Origin of the sequence: Methylophilus sp. Leaf408, assembly GCF_916856905.1 — a bacterium.
Classification (GTDB): Bacteria; Pseudomonadota; Gammaproteobacteria; order Burkholderiales; family Methylophilaceae; genus Methylophilus.
This window is the reverse complement of sequence record NZ_CAKASK010000003.1, coordinates 42,497-62,295: the sequence shown is the minus strand read 5'-3', so window position 1 is coordinate 62,295 and position 19,799 is coordinate 42,497. Positions and strand designations below refer to the sequence as shown.

Annotated in this window: 24 protein-coding genes and 1 tRNA gene; 14 read left to right on the top strand and 11 right to left on the bottom strand. The window is 42.3% G+C overall.

From position 1 onward, the window contains the following. Positions 1-41 precede the first annotated feature (41 nt). The gene (locus LPA26_RS13895; RefSeq protein WP_229008810.1) at positions 42-1,526 is read right to left on the bottom strand and encodes a choice-of-anchor I family protein; all 1,485 of its coding nucleotides are present in this window, start codon (positions 1,524-1,526) and stop codon (positions 42-44) included. 158 nt (positions 1,527-1,684) lie between these two features. Beyond that, entirely contained in the window at positions 1,685-2,824 is a 1,140-nt protein-coding gene (locus tag LPA26_RS13890) for a sugar phosphate nucleotidyltransferase (protein ID WP_229008809.1), read from the bottom strand. Between the two features lie 155 nt (positions 2,825-2,979). On the opposite strand from LPA26_RS13890, the gene LPA26_RS13885 reads away from it, so the two are divergent. Then, positions 2,980-3,056 (top strand) — tRNA-Arg (locus LPA26_RS13885). After that, entirely contained in the window at positions 3,029-3,175 is a 147-nt protein-coding gene (locus LPA26_RS13880; RefSeq protein WP_229008808.1) for a hypothetical protein, read from the top strand. The genes LPA26_RS13885 and LPA26_RS13880 overlap by 28 nt, the downstream gene beginning before the upstream one ends. Before the next feature lie 59 nt (positions 3,176-3,234). Here LPA26_RS13880 and LPA26_RS13875 read toward each other — a convergent pair whose 3' ends face one another. The 4 genes from LPA26_RS13875 to LPA26_RS14380 form a co-directional block, all read right to left on the bottom strand. Continuing rightward, entirely contained in the window at positions 3,235-4,425 is a 1,191-nt protein-coding gene (locus LPA26_RS13875) for a hypothetical protein (RefSeq protein ID WP_229008807.1), read from the bottom strand. After that, the gene (locus tag LPA26_RS13870) at positions 4,422-4,871 is read right to left on the bottom strand and encodes a hypothetical protein (protein WP_229008806.1); all 450 of its coding nucleotides are present in this window, start codon (positions 4,869-4,871) and stop codon (positions 4,422-4,424) included. The genes LPA26_RS13875 and LPA26_RS13870 overlap by 4 nt, the downstream gene beginning before the upstream one ends. Positions 4,872-4,875: 4 nt before the next feature. Beyond that, positions 4,876-7,752 (bottom strand): hypothetical protein, encoded by a 2,877-nt coding sequence (locus LPA26_RS13865; protein ID WP_229008805.1) that lies wholly within the window; start codon positions 7,750-7,752, stop codon positions 4,876-4,878. Positions 7,753-7,844: 92 nt separating this feature from the next. Continuing rightward, complete coding sequence (locus LPA26_RS14380; RefSeq protein WP_370634387.1) at positions 7,845-8,069, bottom strand: helix-turn-helix domain-containing protein; 225 nt, start codon at positions 8,067-8,069, stop codon at positions 7,845-7,847. A 127-nt stretch (positions 8,070-8,196) separates the two neighbouring features. Here LPA26_RS14380 and LPA26_RS13860 point away from each other — a divergent pair, with 127 nt between their 5' ends. From LPA26_RS13860 to LPA26_RS13850, 3 genes are read left to right on the top strand one after another with little or no spacing between them, the layout of a single operon-like run. After that, positions 8,197-8,430 carry a hypothetical protein gene (locus LPA26_RS13860; RefSeq protein WP_229008804.1) on the top strand — a complete coding sequence of 78 codons (234 nt, stop codon included), beginning with the start codon at positions 8,197-8,199 and terminating at the stop codon, positions 8,428-8,430. After that, entirely contained in the window at positions 8,423-9,637 is a 1,215-nt protein-coding gene (locus LPA26_RS13855) for a site-specific integrase (RefSeq protein ID WP_229008803.1), read from the top strand. The genes LPA26_RS13860 and LPA26_RS13855 overlap by 8 nt, the downstream gene beginning before the upstream one ends. A gap of 30 nt (positions 9,638-9,667) precedes the next feature. Then, positions 9,668-10,459, top strand: coding sequence for a hypothetical protein (locus LPA26_RS13850; protein WP_229008802.1), 792 nt, complete (start codon positions 9,668-9,670; stop codon positions 10,457-10,459). 20 nt (positions 10,460-10,479) lie between these two features. Here the strand turns inward: LPA26_RS13850 and LPA26_RS13845 are convergent, their stop codons facing one another. Further along, the gene (locus LPA26_RS13845) at positions 10,480-10,716 is read right to left on the bottom strand and encodes a helix-turn-helix domain-containing protein (protein WP_229008801.1); all 237 of its coding nucleotides are present in this window, start codon (positions 10,714-10,716) and stop codon (positions 10,480-10,482) included. Positions 10,717-10,793: 77 nt separating this feature from the next. Between LPA26_RS13845 and LPA26_RS13840 the strand changes: the two genes are divergently transcribed. The 4 genes from LPA26_RS13840 to LPA26_RS13825 are packed head-to-tail and all read left to right on the top strand — an operon-like array spanning position 10,794 to position 13,178. Next, the gene (locus tag LPA26_RS13840; RefSeq protein ID WP_229008800.1) at positions 10,794-11,627 is read left to right on the top strand and encodes a hypothetical protein; all 834 of its coding nucleotides are present in this window, start codon (positions 10,794-10,796) and stop codon (positions 11,625-11,627) included. A gap of 47 nt (positions 11,628-11,674) precedes the next feature. Next, on the top strand, positions 11,675-12,298 hold the full coding sequence (locus LPA26_RS13835; RefSeq protein ID WP_229008799.1) for a hypothetical protein: 624 nt from the start codon (positions 11,675-11,677) through the stop codon (positions 12,296-12,298). Positions 12,299-12,317: 19 nt separating this feature from the next. Further along, complete coding sequence (locus LPA26_RS13830; RefSeq protein WP_229008798.1) at positions 12,318-12,572, top strand: hypothetical protein; 255 nt, start codon at positions 12,318-12,320, stop codon at positions 12,570-12,572. 27 nt (positions 12,573-12,599) lie between these two features. Further along, a complete protein-coding gene (locus tag LPA26_RS13825; protein ID WP_229008797.1) occupies positions 12,600-13,178 on the top strand; it encodes a DNA-binding protein in 579 nt (192 codons plus the stop codon). A gap of 101 nt (positions 13,179-13,279) precedes the next feature. On the opposite strand, the gene LPA26_RS13820 is transcribed toward LPA26_RS13825, so the two are convergent. Next, positions 13,280-13,711, bottom strand: coding sequence for a ProQ/FinO family protein (locus LPA26_RS13820; protein ID WP_229008796.1), 432 nt, complete (start codon positions 13,709-13,711; stop codon positions 13,280-13,282). A gap of 280 nt (positions 13,712-13,991) precedes the next feature. On the opposite strand from LPA26_RS13820, the gene LPA26_RS13815 reads away from it, so the two are divergent. The 4 genes from LPA26_RS13815 to umuC all read left to right on the top strand — a co-directional run bounded on the left by LPA26_RS13815 (position 13,992) and on the right by umuC (position 16,986). Further along, positions 13,992-14,294, top strand: a complete 303-nt coding sequence (locus tag LPA26_RS13815) for a helix-turn-helix domain-containing protein (protein WP_255659350.1) — start codon at positions 13,992-13,994, stop codon at positions 14,292-14,294. A 140-nt stretch (positions 14,295-14,434) separates the two neighbouring features. After that, entirely contained in the window at positions 14,435-15,019 is a 585-nt protein-coding gene (locus LPA26_RS13810) for an SOS response-associated peptidase (RefSeq protein ID WP_229008794.1), read from the top strand. A 100-nt stretch (positions 15,020-15,119) separates the two neighbouring features. Beyond that, complete coding sequence (locus LPA26_RS13805) at positions 15,120-15,713, top strand: LexA family transcriptional regulator (RefSeq protein ID WP_229008793.1); 594 nt, start codon at positions 15,120-15,122, stop codon at positions 15,711-15,713. Next, positions 15,691-16,986, top strand: a complete 1,296-nt coding sequence (gene umuC, locus LPA26_RS13800; RefSeq protein WP_229008792.1) for a translesion error-prone DNA polymerase V subunit UmuC — start codon at positions 15,691-15,693, stop codon at positions 16,984-16,986. The genes LPA26_RS13805 and umuC overlap by 23 nt, the downstream gene beginning before the upstream one ends. A gap of 14 nt (positions 16,987-17,000) precedes the next feature. Here umuC and LPA26_RS13795 read toward each other — a convergent pair whose 3' ends face one another. Further along, a complete protein-coding gene (locus LPA26_RS13795; RefSeq protein WP_229008791.1) occupies positions 17,001-17,393 on the bottom strand; it encodes a DUF6232 family protein in 393 nt (130 codons plus the stop codon). A 148-nt stretch (positions 17,394-17,541) separates the two neighbouring features. Here LPA26_RS13795 and LPA26_RS13790 point away from each other — a divergent pair, with 148 nt between their 5' ends. Next, a complete protein-coding gene (locus LPA26_RS13790) occupies positions 17,542-17,829 on the top strand; it encodes a nucleotidyltransferase family protein (protein WP_229008790.1) in 288 nt (95 codons plus the stop codon). Positions 17,830-18,197: 368 nt separating this feature from the next. Here LPA26_RS13790 and LPA26_RS13785 read toward each other — a convergent pair whose 3' ends face one another. Together LPA26_RS13785 and LPA26_RS13780 are read right to left on the bottom strand one after the other, a co-directional pair. Then, positions 18,198-18,653 carry a hypothetical protein gene (locus LPA26_RS13785; protein ID WP_229008789.1) on the bottom strand — a complete coding sequence of 152 codons (456 nt, stop codon included), beginning with the start codon at positions 18,651-18,653 and terminating at the stop codon, positions 18,198-18,200. Positions 18,654-18,866: 213 nt separating this feature from the next. Next, entirely contained in the window at positions 18,867-19,358 is a 492-nt protein-coding gene (locus LPA26_RS13780) for an HNH endonuclease (protein ID WP_229008788.1), read from the bottom strand. Positions 19,359-19,799: the final 441 nt, after the last annotated feature.

Sequence of the window (19,799 nt, the reverse complement as noted above, 5' to 3'; positions counted from 1 at the left end):
CGGCTGCATGAGTCTTACTGCAAATGTTATTGTGATTTAGCTTATTTCTGACGGCGACGCATCGCGCTCACTGCTAACAGGCCCAGGCCCAGCATTGCGGCTGACGTTGGCTCTGGCACTGCGCTGATGCTGTAAAGCGAAGTGGTGTTAGAACCCTCGTTCGCAAATGCCAGGTAAGATTTACCGTCAAACGTAAACGCGGTCAATCCTTCCGGTGCCAGATCACCCGTAGACACTATCATGTCGATAAAGCTGACTTTAGTTGGGTCAGTTATATCAAACAAAGCAATCGCACCAGTGGTGGTTCTTTCCAGGCCAACCGCAGCAATGGTGCGGCCATCTAATGTAAACAGCTCAACACCTTCTGGCTCTACGCCTTTGTCGCGGCTGCGGCCATCATCGTAAATGCCACGGGCTGCGGCTTCTTTATCAAGAATATCGCCACTGTCATACACCAGGGCACCATTGGCATCACGGATGCTGAATGAACGAGCACCTGCCGCATACAAATCGCCGGGTGAAGAATCAGTATTGGATACACGGATATTCGCCAGCTCGCCGGTCGCACCTAATGAACTGGCTGCTGAACGGTCACCGTCATCTTCACGGAAATCACCTTCATTCGCCATTACCAGGTAGGTTTTGCCACCAGCAGAGTAGGTATCAATGCCATCTGGCATGTAAAGGCCTTTGACGTTGGCATTCACAAAGCTGACAGTACCATTGTTCAAAGGGTCCAGCGTATTGCCCGGCTGGCTGAAATCTTTAGCGCCCAGGCCAACCACATTGGTAAAGGTGTTGGTGTGCAGGTCCAGAATACCAATCGCATTGGCTTCCTGTAATGTTACATAAGCCTTGCTGCCATCCTGGCTCACCGCAATATATTCCGGTTCAAAATTCATGCCGGTATTGGTGCGGATATGCGAACCTGAAGTGGCCACGCCATTCAATGTCGCAGTCGCAGCCACAGTCCGTGAAGCCACGTCAATCACAGTGACACTGCCAACAGGATCATTCGCTGCGGCGCCATAGTTACGTGGCACATCTGTACCGATACGTTTGCCATAAGTATCTGGCGTACCTTCGTTAGCCACCAGAATTTTTGAACCGTCATGCGTAAATGTCAGCATGTCTGGCAACGCGCCAACAGTAAAGCTGTTGGTGCCAGCGGCCAGGCTTCTGCTTGAAGTGTCATACAGTTGAACGATACCGGCGTTGGTACGGGTATTATTTTCAATCGCAAATGCGGCCAGTCCATTTTTGATACTGACGCTGTTAATACTGCCGAAAGCGCTGGTATCAATACGTTGCACCAGGCTACCTGTGCTGGCGTTCAATACATCCACACCTTTCACACCTGCTACCCAGATGGTGTTGGTAATAGCATCATAGGCTGGAATTTCAGCCAGATAGCCGCTACCACTATGGGCAAAAGACCATTCCTTGCTGATTTGATAAGTTGTCGCGGCCTGCGCAGCACTCATGGTGCTTAACGCTAATGCCAGCATTAAAGTGATTTTTTTCATTTTGGTATCCTCTCTCAAAGACCTTAGAGGATACGTAGCGAATATGACAAATCCTTTAAACTCACATGTCAAACAGAAGTCAACGGACTATATAAAACCGCTAACAACCATAATTCATCAGCCTGAAAACAATAGACTTGTGAGCGCACACTCTCACATCACAGCCGGGCATAAGCATAATTCTGCGGATACACCACTTTTTCGCGGGCATCGGTCCAGATAATGTCGCAGTTCTCATCGTCGAAATGCACCATGCGTCCATTGCGGTCCACACAATACTCACCGCAGACGATACGCTCTTCCACTTTGTAATCCTGGGCGATACGCGTGTAATCAAACAGGATAGAACGGATCACCGTACTGTCGCGCTGGATATGGCATCCGTTGCTGATCCAGGTCGGGCCGATAATGCGTGCGTTCTTGTCCACCCTTGAACCGGAACCGATATATACCGGCCCTTCAATATGCATATGTTCCCAATCAATATGCACATTCAACCCGACCCACACCCCCGGTTTGATTTGCTTGCCGGGAATCGGCATCGAAGGAAAAAAGCCCTGCATCATCTGTTGCATCACCAGCCAGTAATCCGCCACCACCCCGATATCAATCCAGTTAAACGGATGCTGGATCGCATAAAAAGGTAAGCCGCGCTGCACCAGCAACGGGAATAGATCAGAACCGATATCAAACTCGCTGCCAACAGGAATCAGGTCCAGCACTTCCGGTTCAAAAATATAAATACCGGTACTCGCCCAGTTAGACCGCGCCTCCAGCTGGTTAGGTTTTTCCTGGAAAGAAATAATGCGCCCTTCCTGGTTAGTCACCACCACGCCATAACCGGAAACCTTATCCATAGGCACCTGCATGGTCACCAAGCTAGCGAGTGCGCCCTTCTCTTTATGCTCCCTTACTGCCCGCGTGATATCCAGGTCAATCACCGCATCCCCGCACAACACAATGGTCGTTTCATCAAAAAAACCACTGAAATCCTGGATCTTGCGCATACCTCCCGCAGATCCAACCGCATGAGGCACCACCTGCCCATCAATAATATCGCCCTCAAACGAGTAGCCGATATTCACGCCGAACCTATGGCCGTCCTCAAAATAATCCTGGATTTTTTTGTGCAGGTAACTGACGTTGATCATGATATCCGCCACGCCATGCAAGGCAAGATGCTCAATCAAGTAAGCCATCACTGGCTTGCCTAACACGGGAATCATAGGCTTGGGTAATTCATAAGTGAGTGGCCGCACCCGTGTACCCTTCCCCGCAGCCAAAATCATCGCTTTCATAATGCACTGTCCTTAAATAACTTTAACGTTTCAACGGACAAGCATAGTCAGGCACTATGACAAGATTATTTCAGGCTACTTATGCCAGCACAGCCTTAGAAAAAGGCGGCTAGCGCGCCAAGACAAGGAGACTTATTTGCTATAATGGCAGGATTGCGCCCGTAGCTCAGCTGGATAGAGTATTGGTTTCCGAAGCCAAGGGTCGTGAGTTCGAATCTCGCCGGGCGCACCAGTCAGAAAAGCAAAGCCAAGATAGTGATTACTAACTTGGCTTTTTTTGTGCCCATTTTGTGCCCGCTATGTGCCCAAGTCGTGCCTACCATTTATCCCATCATTGGTGAAGTTGAATAATCGACCATTAGTTCTAGTGCCTTTTAGATTATGTTCAAACCAAATGTTTATTGAAGCCCTCAACGTCTATTTATATCTGGTATACCAGATCGAATAGTTAGAGCAACAAAGCGTGCAGATAGTAGACAGCCAATCCGATGGAAATGATCTCCTTTATTCTTGCCTCCATCGTCAACAACAACTTTTGCTGCAAAGAAAACGGGTTTATTTACCGCATGCCTAGCTGCCTCATAAATTGAATAAACTTCCATATCAAAGCCGGCCAGTTTTCGCTGGCCAACTGACAATACTGAAGTTCTACCATCCTCTGCTATAACAGCACTTCCACTGCTAGTAGCAGCCTCAGGTTTGATATTACAAGATACTCTCTCTCGTCCATCGGGCACTTCTGACCTACCAGGATCCAAATCATCAGTGATTGATTTTTTCACTAGATCATCCGAACAAAGCTCTATGAGTTTATTGCGCACCTCAACATCTAGCTGCACGTCATAATGCTCAGACTTGAACCCCTGATTACTCCACTTACCAGCATCATGCTGATGACAAGTTTGAGTGATCAGCAAATCATAAATTTCTGACTCTCCTGGGACACCTCCACAAATACCACTCATACAAATCAACCGTGGTTCAAATCGCTCCAAAGCCATTGTTGCAACAACGGCAGCCGCAACAAGCCCCATTCGATGGGCAATAACAATTGCCCCTTTATAATCACCAATTTCAATCTCTCTACAAACCAATCCAGAAATTGTTTTGATTGGACCCCATTTATCTGTTAAGCCTTCAAATGCAGCAGCTTCTTTTTCTAGTGCACATACAATAACAAACTCAAATTTCTTCCTCGGCTGGGCTGCAAGAACTTTTAACTTCAGAGCCTCTTTCCATTCCCCATGATCATTAAATGGTATTACATTTATATCGACTTTATTTAAATCATGAACAAAATCACCAGCATCCAAGTTTTGTCGAGTCAAAACAATAGTTGGAGTAGAGAATGATTTGCTTGAATAATCTCGCGTAGTTGATACCAAGGACTCATGATGGTCTTCAATCGTACTATCCCTAGGGGAACGTGGCACTAAAAGATCCAGTAAAATGAGATCAAACCTTGTGCTTATAATTGCTTTGGAGTAATCAAACCAATTTTTTTCTCTTTGAATACTACAATCAATACCTATTACTTCATGTATGTATTTTTCTATCTCATCAAATTTTGTATCTTCATCTTCCAATATCAGTAATTTCATAGCTTCTCCAAAATGGAAGTAACCTCAGTCTTCCATTTATTATCGTTTTCTTGGTACCTTACACATCCAGCAACTTTAATATCAAATTTTTCGAAAATTTCATGCTGAGCATCCTCCACCGCGATTGGTACGCTTTCAATTTCAATGTCAGGATACTGTGTAAGAATGATGCACTGGGTATTATTATTCGAATGCTCTATCTCGAACAAAACATCAAGTCCACCAGATGAAAGTTGGAATGGTGAACCTGCACCCGCTTCAGGCTCATGACTATGAATAGACATATCAAGAATAGCCAAATCAAAATCGAAATCGGCTAATAATGTGGAGGCCTCGGATAAAGCATGGCAATCAGTAAACTCTATCCGGTCTGAAAATATATCTCTTAAGTGGCTTCGAATACCTTCCATTTTGAACGGATCATCTTCGACAATCAGACATTTCACGTACTCAGTGTTCAAGAACATAAGCCAACCTAACCTTCACTTCGTTACCTACAACCTCGTACTGTTCTAGTACAAAATCTTGTCGCTTATGCGCTAATAACTTAAGTTTTGATATACCACTTTTCCCCTGATAAAGATTTGCATCCTGAAAGTCAGCATTTTTTCGCGATTCAATAATGTTTGATACTTCCAGCGGATCATCAGATGGTTTAATCGTAGAAGATAACTCTACTATTAAGCGTTTTTCTTTACCTGGAAGGATCTCAAATTTTCTTTTAACGGGCTGATTTCGATCAGCGTGCATAGCAGCATTTGCAACCACGACTGCCAGTGAATCGTAAACTAGATGATAGACATCCCCAATTAACTCAATTTCGCCTTCACTACAATCATCAGATTGAGGATTAAAGTCAGGTAAAGTATCTCTTACTTCAGCGACTGTTGCATCAAACAATAAAGCCACAGATGCTTTAGGAGCTACTATTGATGGGCGTTTAAACCAACCAAACATCTTTGATAGTTTATGATCTATCGATAGCTCAAGCTCTCGAATAAAAGCTTCTGCTAATTTTTGATTAGTAGGAGATGCAGCTTGCAGAACTTCGCTTTTCAAGAAATTCAAATTTTTTATTGGCCCCTGCTGCGCTCTTAAATATTTTGTAAAAGCCTCAAGATCAATCTCGGCTAATCTCCAGCAATAATCAATTATAGTTTTGTCTAGACCATTGGTAGAAGTTGTTTCTCCGTAATTGTTGCTGATACTCTTGACTGCGGCACTCAAAATTTCCTGCTTGATCGGACTGTTAACCTCGGGCTGAAGTAAACCAAATTGCTTTGTCTTAGACTTAACATGCAATCGATCCCTAATAATGCCCTCTATAGTTTCATTATACAAATCCTTCCAACTATTCCACTTAGCTGCAAATAACGGGGTCCGAAATAAAGGCTGAAATTTTTCTTTATTTTCTATCGCGTTAATTACGCCAGAATAAAGGTGACCATGGAAAGTACCATGGCGGATACGTCTTCCAATATAAGATGCAATACCAAATATAGGATTTGAACAAAAAGCGTTATAACATTGCGTCATAATAAATGTGAGAATAGTTTCATCGCATGTTACCGAGATTCCTTTTTTCCCGGCTCCATTTGTTGATAGTGCACTATTCAACTCCATCATCATTTCATCCTCAATCCAAGATGAGAATCTAGAAGGATCTACATAAATTCTATGATCATCAATTTCATTACGAACTCGATTAAGTTGGTGATCAATTCTTACTGTACGAGCTCTTTCAAGATAATGATCATCAGATTTGTATTCAGCCATCCATTCATGCAATGAAGCCCGAATTTCAGGAATATCTGCTCTATGTGGCGCTAGCTTATTTAATTTAGCCAAGAAATCCTCTGTGGCAATATCATAAATATACTCTGCAACGTAGGGATGAGTGATTTCGTATGCCTTGACTAGTTTGACAAGTGACCCCTCATGCTTTTTTATGGTTATATCCTCAAGTAACTTTCTTAAATGAAAGCTATCCAATTCGTTTTTACTGCGCTTACCTAGTAACAAAAGAAGTATAAGTCTGACCAATTCGTCTTGAGCAAGCTTTGCAGCCATACGTACAGCCTTAATTGGAATTGTACGGGCAAGGTCGCGAGTAAGGCCCATCAATGAGAATAAATCATCCTTTTCAAAACCTATTTGTCCTTCCGATTGATTTAACCAAAAATTGAAAATCGCGGAACGTGTGATTGAACCTGAGAGCTCTAGATTACCTAACACTCTGTAAGAATGTTTTGTAAATTGTGTCTTCCCAACTAAATCGCTTAGAGTTGTTTCTTTAACCCATGCATGAAGTAGTGGCAATAATGTATCGGGCACATCATCAATTTCTTCCCTCGACGCATCATAATAGTTATCAATGAGTAAACGATATTTACGTATCGGTTCATATTCGAGCCATGCACTACTCTGTTTGTAAAAAGTATGCTCACTTTCTGAATCACTTGCGTCATAAGTTGCAACTAGTTGTTCAAAAAGCTTTTCATCACCTAAAGAATTAGCAATTGATTTAATTCCAGGATAACTTTCAATATCAAACAAATGAGAGTTAAATTTTGCCAGCACGACAGCGTCTATTAAAGAACAACGCTCCACATCAGAAAGGAAGTCTGATAAATCAACTTCATCTCTAGCAAAGGGCTGAACAGCTAGTCTAGCTATTGCCCTACTGTAGCGATTTATTGCGCCACGATCTTGAATATTTAGTATTGATCTTTTGATGGTCAGAATCTGCTGATCAAGAGAATAAGAGTGAACCAGGGAAACAACTGAAAGTGCTTTTAAACCTGCCTGCTGAACGAGCTGTTCAATCTTGTCATCTTCTAGCCCTTCAGGAATATTTTCTCTAATTAACACAATACGCCTCAGAACCGTATGGCTCCATCCACTTTCCTGAATCGTAGATACTATTAGCTTACGACATTCCAGAATATTCTTTTGGGCATACTCCTTATCAATTTTATACAAAGACTCGCAAAGCGCACTCAATCTAGCATGATGTGTAAGTACATTTGTTTCAATTATCTTCAGGATTTTATCTAGTCCAATCCGGTTACGAGTCTGAAGCGTGTCGAAAAATGGTGGCGTTTTAGGAAATGGTTTAGATTTTTCCGAAACCTTTCCATTAAGAGGTAGATTGAGAATCTCATCAAGAATCTCTGACTGAGTATTACTCATACTACTGCGCAACCTGGTAAGGCTTCCAATAGTATTACCCTCGGTGTTACTCAAAATTGATCTAAGTTTATTCCGAGTTTTTTTATCTAGTGACTGTAATTTTTCAGTTCTATTTTTATCTTCGGCTCTACTCATTCTTATTCTCTAACTTTGTATTTTTTAAACTTAGCGAGGTTCAGCTAGGTTAACTCCAAATTTAAGGTGGCAAAAAAAATGTCGTCAATGGTTCACTGCTCAGGAATATGCTCCACTAAATCTTCAATCCTGCAATCAAAATAAATACACAACTTATCTAAATTGTCAGTCACCGTGCTATAGCCCTTGTGATTAATCATTTTCGATAATGTCATTCGGTTAATACCTGTCGACTCAGCCACCTCAATTAATGTAATTCTTCGACCTTCTTTGAATTGCTTATCTGATAACAACTCATTTAACAAAAATCTAATCATCTTAAATGCTCAAAAAAATAATAATTTGATAATAAATAGTTGCAAATGATGATCTTTATGATAATATTAATTATCAAACGGATTCATTATTAATCGTTTGCCACTTTTAACTAACATGGAGCATAGCATGAATGGAACTTACTTAACCACTGAGGAACTAGCAATGCGGATCAAATACGACGCCCGCACTATCCGCAATCAATTGAAAGATAGTGTGTTGATTGAGGGCACTCACTATATACGCCCATTTGGCCGGAGAAAGATTCTTTATATTTGGGAAGCAATCGAACGGGACTTACTAAGTATGGCAGCAAATCTTAATGCCGTACCAATGAAAAATGGCGGTTATTGCTATGGCTAGTATTCGAGCCAGAAAAGATAACGGACTGTTGTTCTTCGATTTTAGATTTGAGGGTAAACGCTATCGCGAACAGACATTACTTACCGACACTAAAGCTAATCGCAAGAAAATGTCGGAAATTCTGGGAAAAATTGAATCTGACATAGCTAACAATACTTTTGATTACCGCAAGTACTTCTCAAAAGGAGCTTCATCAAATAATACAGCACCAATTGCTATTACAGATTCAGATGCTAAAGATCGAATGCCTATGGTTACCTCTCCGGTCTTCAAAGACTTCGCTGAAAAATGGTTTGATGAATGCAAGATTGGCTGGCGCAAAAGCTATGTGCAAACTATGCGTGACACCATCGATAAGCATTTGGTGCCTTACTTTGGAGAGAAGGTAGTCAGCAGCATCCGTCGTGAAGACATTCTTGACTTTCGTTCGCAACTCGCCAAAGTCCCAGGACGAAAAGGTCAAACACTCTCTGCACGTCGCATCAATGCCATTGTATTGGGATTAAGACAAATTCTTAATGAGGCCGCTGACCGCTATCACTTTACCTCACCAGGTCAAAGAATCAAACCCCTCAAGATCAAGCGTCTGGATATCAAGCCATTCACGCTTGATGAGGTGAACTTGATCCTTAAAACCGTGAGGCCAGACTATCGCGATTATTTCATCATCCGCTTTTTCACCGGTATGCGCACAGGTGAGATCCATGGGCTGAAATGGAAGTATGTTGATTTCAAGAATCGGCAGATTCTGATTCGAGAAACCCTGGTGGGTGATGAGATGGAAGAAGAAGGTAAGACTGATTTATCCATTCGCGAAATATTTATGTCTGACGTGGTGTATGACGCATTTATGCGTCAACGTGAAGTCACCAACCAATCTGCGTTTGTGTTCTGTAATTCTGAGGGTAAGCCTTACAACCTGAACAACTTGACCAATCGAGTTTGGTATCCCCTACTCCGTTATTTAGGCCTGGAATTACGTAGACCTTATACCTCCCGTCATACAGCGGCCACTTTATGGCTCGCTGCAGGTGAGAATCCAGAGTGGATTGCCAAGCAGATGGGACATTCCACAACTGAAATGTTGTTCCGTGTTTACAGCCGCTATGTCCCAAACCTCACCAGAACTGATGGCTCGGCATTCAACCGCTTGCTATCCGGTAACTTGGTTGTGCCATTAGCCTCAACCAATCTGGCGAAAAACTAGCAGACAGTGCATATAGGAAAGGATAAACAAATGAAGTTTTTGAAGGCAATTGAAAATACCCAGTTAATGGCAACGTGCAGTATCTACAACCTGTTCAGAATCCAGCATATCTCCTGCGAGAAGAACCCTGACTCTACCTATATCTATAAGGCAACGCTCTATAGAGATTTCCGTACCGTTCGTGTTACCTGGTTATCTAAACTTGAACGTAAGGATATCAGCTATGGCGTATTGGTTCGTGCTGTATGGCTGACTAAAAAAGTATTTTTGGAAGGAACCAATATTATTCAAAACGTCAGCTCAGTAGGCATGCTTCTAGAAGGCGAAGGTTTGGATACGACGTTGATTCCAGCCTGGATGCAGGATGGTTTTGCAGTTGGTGCATTGTTGAGAACCATCTCAAGCCTGCCATTGGAATATAACAGACTAATTAACCAGGTACTGACTAATCACTATACGCTTTATCACTTTCTCAAAACACCGTGGTCATTAAGTGGTGAGTTCAAAGCTCTGGGAGGCAACCTTGAGAGGACGCTGCTACAGCTGGATTTTCTGGAATCGGATCGGGTTGCTCAGCGCTTGATGCGCCCTAAAGAGCAACTGATGGCTGCGGTCATCCTGTTAGGTATCGGTCACTACAATCAGTTTGACTATGACACCCGCACGAATTGCTACAAGAAACGCTCAGCCAAAGGTAAGCATGATCCAAGAGAGGTAGCCATTGATCTAATCAATGAAGCCAGAAGACCGCTCAATATGAAAGATCTGCTCACGTTTGATCGACTGATCAGTGTGATCATGAATCTGGATTTTGAGTACTGAGTTTAAGCAGGGAAACTGCTTCAGGCAAAGCTAGGCTTATCGGATAAGAGGTCATGCAGTTCACACTGCAATACCTCTGCTATCCGACACAGGATTGATACAGACGGATTGGCAATCCCACGCTCCAACTGACTGACATATGTCCGATCAACCCCGGCTAAAAGTGCCAGTTTCTCCTGAGACGTATTCAAAGCTTTTCTGCGCGCGATGATGTTGCGCGCCAGATTGGCTTGAATCGTTTCCAGCATTGAGGACATGCCCCATTCTTTTATGAATGAGATTAACAGTCCACGGAATATAATCTACAATAAGCATGAATCTAATAAGGATAATTATGCCAATCAACCTTTTAGTCGTTGCCCTACTTTCACTATTTTTAAGCAGCTGCAGCTCTGCGCCAAGCAAAAGTGACACTGCTCCCAAAGATCTTATTCAGCAATACCATGCTTTCTACAAAGCAACCATTGGTCAAATCTTTGATGCTGAGAAGGTCAAGAAGTGGATGACGTTTGATTCAGAATTTGGTGATACCACAATTGATGGTGTGCACGAATATCGCCGTCTCTGGTGCTCATCACTACCTGTGTCTGAAATGAAAAGACGTACCTTCAATATCGCCATAGATTACTGTTATCAGTTGGGTGGCGATATGCATGACAGATGGTGTCGTTCCAAGGAAGACAAACCACTGTTCTTTATGACTGCAGGAGACTTGAGTTTCTTTGGCCCATCGACCATAGAGCAATACTGTCATCCGAACCGGATTTTCTCATTGGTGGTTTCCACTTCTGAAGGTGCGAAACCGGAAGACTGGAATAACAGAGTGAAAAAAGCCTATGGTTATACCAGTATGGCAACAATCAAGGACCAAGAAAGAAAAGCGAAAGATAATGCTTATCAGCAGTCATTGAATCGAATGCATGACGCAGAAGCCAATGCAACATTGATTCTAGCCAGAGGCGTTGGTCGAAGGGCTTGCAAAAATGTTGGCCAATGGATGTATTCAGGCATTGTCAACAAGATCGAAGATCAAACAATCCATGTGTATGTGGATAGGAAGAATGTTGGCAGAGCGCAAGACCCACGCTTTACCCCCAGTATCGCCGTCGATGCAGCCAACAAATGGTATCCATGTGATACGGATGATGAATTGAATCTACACAAGTAACCCCTCGAAAAGAATTTCTAGTAATCGACATAAAGGGAGAACCAAGCATGAAGTATCTTTATCTTTTAGTACTGTTCTTAAGCAATATGGCACATGCCAATTCGTACAATCTGGTGGATTATGGCGGCTACACGCTTGATCAGAATTCAAGCCTGGAGTGGCTGGATACCAGTTTTACTAAAGGAAAATCCTATAATCAGGTATTAGACTTGCTGGGGAGTGGCCAATCCCTAGCTGGATGGCGTTATGCGACTTATGATGAGTTCAAGCAGATATTTACCAGTCGCGGGTACAGCTTTGAAGGCACATCCAAACTGACTGCATCAACGCCAACGGTTGATGATGATTTGTTTTTTATTACGTTGATTGATGCCTTGGGTGCCACGGATACGCGCTCGACCAGAAAAGACCTGCTGGGACTCACATCAGAAGACTATAAAAACAACAATGAAGACTCCCAGTATTATGGATTCATCAGGAGCACCTATAACACAAACAATATAACCAGCTATGCGAACTTCAGTCGTTATGAAGATTCGGCGTCTACTGCCACCCTGGCCTCTTTCCTGGTGAGAACCGCTACGCCGGTACCAGAGCCTGAATCAGTAATCATAATGCTGCTGGGATTGATCTATATCTCGCGTAGGGCTAGCCAAAGCAATTTGAAATAATCTTGATAGGAGTTGAGTGATGAAAGATGAGACAGAGCCCGTTTATCCACCTGACGATGGATTGCCCACCCCGGAACAATTGTCTGCGATTTCTCGATTGGTTCCACAAGACATTAAGCTGAAACTGCTATCTAGTTTGTTTGAAGAAACCAGAGAAGAGCAAACAGTTGAAACAAACGAATACAGCTTTGCCGAATTAATGTCAGCGGTCACTGAAGAAAATAAGCATGAACGCATCGACTTTGGAAAATCAACTGGGCGAGAGCTTCTTTAGCATCATCAATACTCTCAGGAGATCATAATGAGCTTTAAGATTCAAATTAGCGTTGAGACATCTGAGGAGCTTGTACAGAGTTTATCAAAGGTAGGTAGGGATTTAGATGCCGGAAAGTTTCCTGCAGTGGTTAATGAATTAACCTATCTGAGTTGGGAACACATGCTATCTATTTTTACTCCAGAAGGACAAGCCATCATGGAGGATTTTAGACGAAGGCATGAAGTAGGTCCTGACGCTATTGGAGGTGATTTCATTGGATTGCTGAGTGAAAGTACTCATACCAATGCTACTTTAGAAGAAATCAATGAGGCAACCTCCCAGAGATGGTCTGAAACGGGTAAGGATAAAAGCACAGTCTTGGAAAGACCAGCCACAAAAGAAGTGCTTCAAAAAGTAGCTGCATCATCAAGCTCAATAAAAGTGGCGGATTTAAATGTATTTGATCCTGCCGATTACATTAACGATGCTGAAGATGTGATGCTTTATCTAAAAGATACCCTAGCGGAAAATAACCCTATTTCTTTAGCAGAAGCTTTAAAAGTAATATTGAGGTCTGATGGTATAAATAAGTTGATTGGAATCAGTGAGCTTGGAAAAGGCTAGTAAAGAAATAATTAAAAAATCCATCCCACTGTAGTGATTTAATTATCAATGCTGCTTCAAATATATTGAAAAATCTATAAATCAGTTGTAAGAGTAGCCATTTATGAAGCTGTTTGTTTAGCTTTGAAATGTTTGCTAGCCATCATGCGCGCCTGCGCAGCTCCATTAGCCTCTACAGTTCCTGCAGGATTTCCTTCCAAATCAATACGCACAGCCCCCTCTTTGGTGACTGACCAATAACGTGGGCTTTTGCACCACGTTTTTACAGCAAGTTGGAGATCGTCTTTGGAAATATCTATTTCCTCAGACCGTGCTTGAAGGTCATCAAGAATACCAACTTTTAATGGCATTTTAGGAGATGGATTTTTTGGGAATGCGAGAGGAAATAACTTTTGCAAGCGGCCAATAATTAAAACCACTTTATCGACTGGTTCAGACTTCGGTTGCTTAAGCTTTTCAGCCTTTAGAGGTTTCGATTGTTTTGACTCTTCAGCAAGTTGCTTTTTCAGTTCGGCGAGTTGTTCAAAGCCCATTGGATATGCTTTCAATTTATTAGAGACGGATTTTCTCACATTTAAGAGATAACTATAAATGATGTTGGCATTCCAATCTGACGAAAAAGTACTTTACAGTTCACTCTTATGCTGACGCTGCTCAGCAAGCCATGTACCGCATCGAAAGGCGCCGAGTCGTCAGGTGCGTCGAGTTAACCCTGAAACTCTTTGTGAAATTGTTTAATAATTTCGATCTCTTCAGGAGGGGCTTCCCATACAACTTAGGACAATTGAACGCTTCAGAACTTAGAAGACAACAATGTCCACGCTTTCAAAGAGATTGAAGGAAGCACGCGTGCAAGCAAAACTCTCGCAAGAGCAGTTAGGGTTGAAAATTGGACTTGAGCCCGAGTCGGCTAGTGCGCGAATGAATCGCTATGAGCTAAGTAAGCGAGTGCCTGCATTTGAATTAGTAGAGCGGATTGGAATAGTGCTTGGTTTACCAGTAGCATATTTCTATGCGGTAAATGATGATGAGGCGCAGCTACTAATTAAATTTCATAAACTGAATGCTGCACGGCGTCAGGAAGTGATGGGGTTTATTGATGAGATATCTGCTTAAAATTGCAGATGCTTTAGAAATGAAACTAAGTGAAGTTTTAATTAGTTGCGATCTTTAATTCTTCTCCTTTCAAAGTGATTGTTATACTGTGATTCATGTGTAGCAATTTCGAGCCAATTAAAATCCACAGAATTGATTGGGTGAAGCATCATTTTGGGTGTGACCTGCCTGTTAGTGATTGGCGAGCCGAAACCTATCCAACGTACTCCGCTCCTTTCATTTATATGAAAGAAAATGTAGTCCGATGCGATTTAGCGCAATTTGGCCTTGTACCCCATTGGGCCACAGATAAAAAGAAATTTGGGTTGAAAACCTACAATGCCAGGTCTGAAACCGTTCATGAAAAACCTTCTTATAGATCAGCATGGCGTGAGCGAAGATTTGGCCTGATCTTAACCGAGCGCTTTTACGAGCCCTGCTATGAAACTGGTAAAGCTGTCAGAACAGGTATCTATCGCACTGATGGTGAACCAACTGCAATTGCTTCTATCTGGGAACGAGTTATTGATAAAGAGACTGGCGAAGTGCTGATGTCTTTTTCAATGCTCACAGTGAATGCAGACAATCACCCGTTAATGCGTCGGTTTCACAAACCTGGAGACGAAAAGCGGTCAGTGGTAGTGATTGAGAATAAGAATTTCGATGAATGGTTAAATGCATCCCATGAACAAGCGAGACATTTAATCAGGCTCAGTCCTAATGGCTATTTAAGCTCAGATACTTAATTGCTACTCTTCCACTTCCTAAAAAAGTAGTTTTTACCTATTGAGAAAAACGCTTTTCTGATGCTATCATTGAACGCTGTTACATAGTTCAAAAGATACCATGACCAAAGGCGGCAAAAGACCCAACTCTGGCCCTAAGCGTTCAATGAGCCCATTCGGTGAGAAGACTTCTGTTATCAGAGTACCTACCAGCATCAAAGCTGATGTATTGGTGTATCTGGACGCCTTCAAAAAGAACAAAGCTAACAAGACATTACCACCATTGGATTTACTGCAAGCCGCCCCCCATCCTGATTTCTTAGCAAGGCCTTTATACAGTGGGAAAGTTACTGCTGGTCAGTCTAGGTTTCCTTCACCAGCACAGGACTATGAGCAAGACTTTTTAGACTTAAATAAAGACTACATTACCAATGCAGCATCTACTTACTTCTTTAACGTTAAAGGCAATTCAATGGAGGGAGCGCATATTCCTGATGGTTGTAGAGTGGTGGTTGATGCTTCGATTAAGGCAAAGTCTTCAAGCATAGTTGTTGCGGCTGTAGATGGTGAATGGATGGTTAAGAGATTGTTCAAACGCGGCAATGTAGTGAAGCTGTTGTCAGAACATCCAGATCACCCACCTATCACGTTTGCAGAAGGCCAGGAGCTAATGATCTTTGGGGTGGTAACAAGTGTCCTCTATCGACCAAAATGAGTTGGTATATGGACTGTTTGACGCAAACTCATTTTATGCGTCATGTGAGAAAGTTTTCAGACCTGACCTGAGTGATAAGCCTGTCGTAGTGCTTTCAAATAATGACGGCTGTGTGATCGCTCAAAGTAAAGAAGCTAAAGCACTAATTGAGCTTTGGATGTGTAGGCCGTGGTTTGAAATTCAAGAAGATGCGAAACGACTAGGCATTATTGCGTTTTCATCCAACTATGAGTTATACGCCAATATGAGTAACCGTTTTATGAGTACGCTCAGTCAGTTTGCTCCCAGGCAAGAAGTGTATTCTATCGACGAATCTTTCTTAGACTTCACCGGCATGCATCGAGACTGGCTAGCTTACGGTAAAGAGATTAAAGATACCGTATTGCAATGGACGAAGCTGCCCATTTGTGCGGGCTTTGGTCGTACGAAGACACTCGCCAAACTTGCCAACCATTGCGCTAAAAAAATGCCTGATATGCATGGGGTATGCGACCTTGTAACCATGCCTGCCAAGGAACTCGATAACATCATGCTATCCCTTCCTGTCTCCAAGGTTTGGGGGGTGGGCAGCAGGCTTGAGAAAAGGCTTAATGATCTTGGTGTAGATAATGTACTAAGACTTAAACGGGCAGACCCTAAGCGTGTACGTGATAAGTTTGGCGTTGTACTTGAACGTACTGTCCGAGAGCTTAATGGTGAACCCTGGCTAACTCTTGAAGAGATGCTTCCTCAAGCTAAACAAGTGATGAGCTCTCGGTCATTCGGTAACAGACTGTCCACTTATAATGAACTAGTAGAGCCAATCAGTTTCCATGCATCCAATGCCACTCAAAGAATGCGGACAAAAGGTTTGTATGCCAATGCAGTGTTGGTCTTTATCCAAAACAGTCCACACGATCAAGCAGAGTACTACGGGCCTAGCTTGGTAATTCCATTGCCAGCTCCTACGAACAACATGATGCAAATAACAAATGCGGCGTTATGGGGGCTTAAAAAAATCTATAAGAAGGAGGTTTACTACTTGAAGTGTGGAGTCATGTTGATGGACTTAGTGCCTGCAGGTAGCCAGCAAACGGATCTATTTGGTTATTCCAAGCAAGACGAGAAGTCTAGCAACCTTATGTCAACTATTGACCGGATCAACAGCAAGTACAGTCGTGGCACTATCAAACTGGCATCTGAGGGCATAGATAAGTACTGGGCAATGCGAAGAAACTTAAAGAGCCCGGATTACACTGGAACATGGGCAGAGATTCCGACAGCCTACTGTTAGTCTCCACGCTAGGTTTAGTCAGATATTTGTTTCGAGAAACTCTTCTGCCAATATCGCGCATTTCTTACAGCACGACCAATCTTTTCAAGTTCTTCGAAATTTTGACTGATAAATAGTCGCTCGCTGTTAGATAGTGTTTTGACAAGAACTCCGTGTTTAGGTCTAGCAAAACCCCACAACGCCATGCCGGATAACAACAGACTAAGTCCCAATTCGGCCAAGACACCTTTTAAGAACATCAATCCCAAACCACCGAAAATACATACTCGGTATATTGAGCGTCTAGGTTCAATAATTACGTGGTCTACAGTAATGATATTTCGGATGTCGTAGGTATCTTCATCAATAAAGATTAGACCCTGGGTGACATCAACACCTTCAAAAGTTGATACTTTGATTTTCTCCATAAGTATTCCAAGTGTCGAAATGCACTTTTCTCAGTACTAATTATCGTACCATTTATTAACACTAGAATAAAATGAAGGAGAGTTGATTGGATATTCTTAATCCAGCTATTATTGAATACCTACAAACTAAAAAAGAGTGAATCCATCTATGAAACTCTCAGATAAGATAAATGCTAACCGTGCAGCTATTATCAAAATAGTTGAATCTAATAACACTCTGTTCCCACGACTCATTACTGATGACTTAGACTTTGACTTGGGTGAAATGCATTTAGATATTGTGGTTGATCGCACTTCTGAATTCTCACCTGAAGACATTGGCAAAATTCAAACTCAATTGGAAAGTTTGCTAGGTGTATCTGTAGATGTGATTACTCCCAATCGATTGCGTGATGAATACCGGGAAAGAGTTTTGGCCTCCGCTGTAGCAATATAAAATTACAATAACCTAGAAACTCCCGCCTTAATAAACCCTACTCCCACACCAAGCCAATATAACGGCCAACGATCTCAGTCGGGATTACCGTCGTACCAGCCAGCCCATCTTTGCTTGCCTATGACTCAAGGCGTGCAACTATGGGTAGGCTTTTGGGCTGCAGATGGGTGAACTACTGAAGTGGCTAGAGTACCAACTGGCTAAAAATCCTGAAAAGCCGGAATTCTGAAAACCTGAAACTCAAATACTTTTTTGAAATTGGCGTAATGCTGAAAAACTGAATTCTGAAACGCTTTTCGGCATTGAGAAAAGAAAAACGGCTCACATTTCTGCAAGCCGTCTTTAGTATTTATACCCGTGTATTAAATTCAGATAAAGTGCCAAACGGTAGTAATTAGAAAAAAGTAACAAAGTAGGAAAATGGAAACTGATTTGAGGTGGTTTTTGGATGCCAGCTTTATAACTTTGATTTGGTGCAAATCAAAGAGCCTTGCTTTTTGAGTATCCGGATCTTCGAGTTTTCTTTTGATTAATTCCTCTAATTCCTTCGTCTTTGTAGAAAAAAGTCTCGTGTCACTAAATTTTAAAGCGATTCTGTATGTAAATAAAATAAAAGTTATCGAAAACGCCAGAATCTGAGATGGGGCATGATTAACGCTCCAGCAACCTAGGGTAGCCAAGAAAAGCCAAATACCCTCACTATTTAATGATGCCCTGTACATATCTATATGGTCTTCAAATTCAACGAGTTTCTTTTTTATTTCTTCGTTCTGAGCTTGATAATCGATGTTCTTCGGTTTTTCTTCTTCGTATTCGGTTTGCATATATTTTATTTATCCTTTAATCATAAAAGAGTTATCTGATGCTCATTTGAAAATTTATTTTTTTGCCAATAAATAACTTAACTTGATTTTAGCAGCAAGGCAACCTGTCTTACGCACTTATAGCCTTGTAGGTTACTCCCACGCCAAGCCAACATAATAGCCAACGATTGTCACCGGGATTATCGTAGTATCAGCCACCCCCCAATTGCCTGCCTATGGCTCAAGGCGAGCGACTATGGGTAGGGTTAGTGGCTGCGAGTAGTGTGAGTTCCAGAGAGGACTCGAAATAGCCAACTGAAAATTACAAAAATCGTGAAATGCTGAAAAACTGAAATCTGCAAATCTTTGACTAGGCTCGCCGAACAATCTATTAGTCACATTAGAGTGCCACCTCCCTTGAGCCTGTCTCTTCATAACATGATTCTTAAAAGAAATTGAATCAAGTGATTTTTTGCGCTTGTGTCGTTTTTGATTGCAGTAATTACAAGCAGCAGCAATATTGTTTTCAACATCAGTGCCGCCATCTTGTTTTGCTGTTAAATGCTCAGCAGTACATTGAAGGACTTTAGCTTGCTCAATGCTAATTTGATATGTTTTAGCGAACTCCTGAACGTCGTCTAGCCATATAGGCTGTTCACAATAAATACACAGTCCTGCTTGCTGGATATAAGCTTTGAAACGAGATTTGGTTAGGGTTGTTGGCACAGCGAGCTCCAATAAATAAAGGGAACCCCACTTGCCTAACAATGAGAACAAACTGGGAGCCAGTCGAGAAGCTCGTATCTGGCCAAAACGATACGCAAACAATGAGACGTACTGGATACTATATTATTCAATTTACTTGGATCTTACAAGGCATCCACATGGATCAATCAAAACTCTCACGCCAAGCCAACATAACGACCAACGATCCTCACCGCATCGTATCAGCCAGCCCCAGTTTGGCTCCCTATGGCTCAAGGCGAGCGACTATGGGCTAGATTTGAATCTAGCGACTGGGTGAGTTTTGGGTGTAAACTGTAGTTGCGATTTGACGACCTGACCAACTCGACGTTGCCCACTCAGCCATATAGCACATCGAAAAGCGACAAGTCGTCGAGTGCGTCGGGTGAATCAGTAAAACAAGAATATTTTGGTGCTCAATTC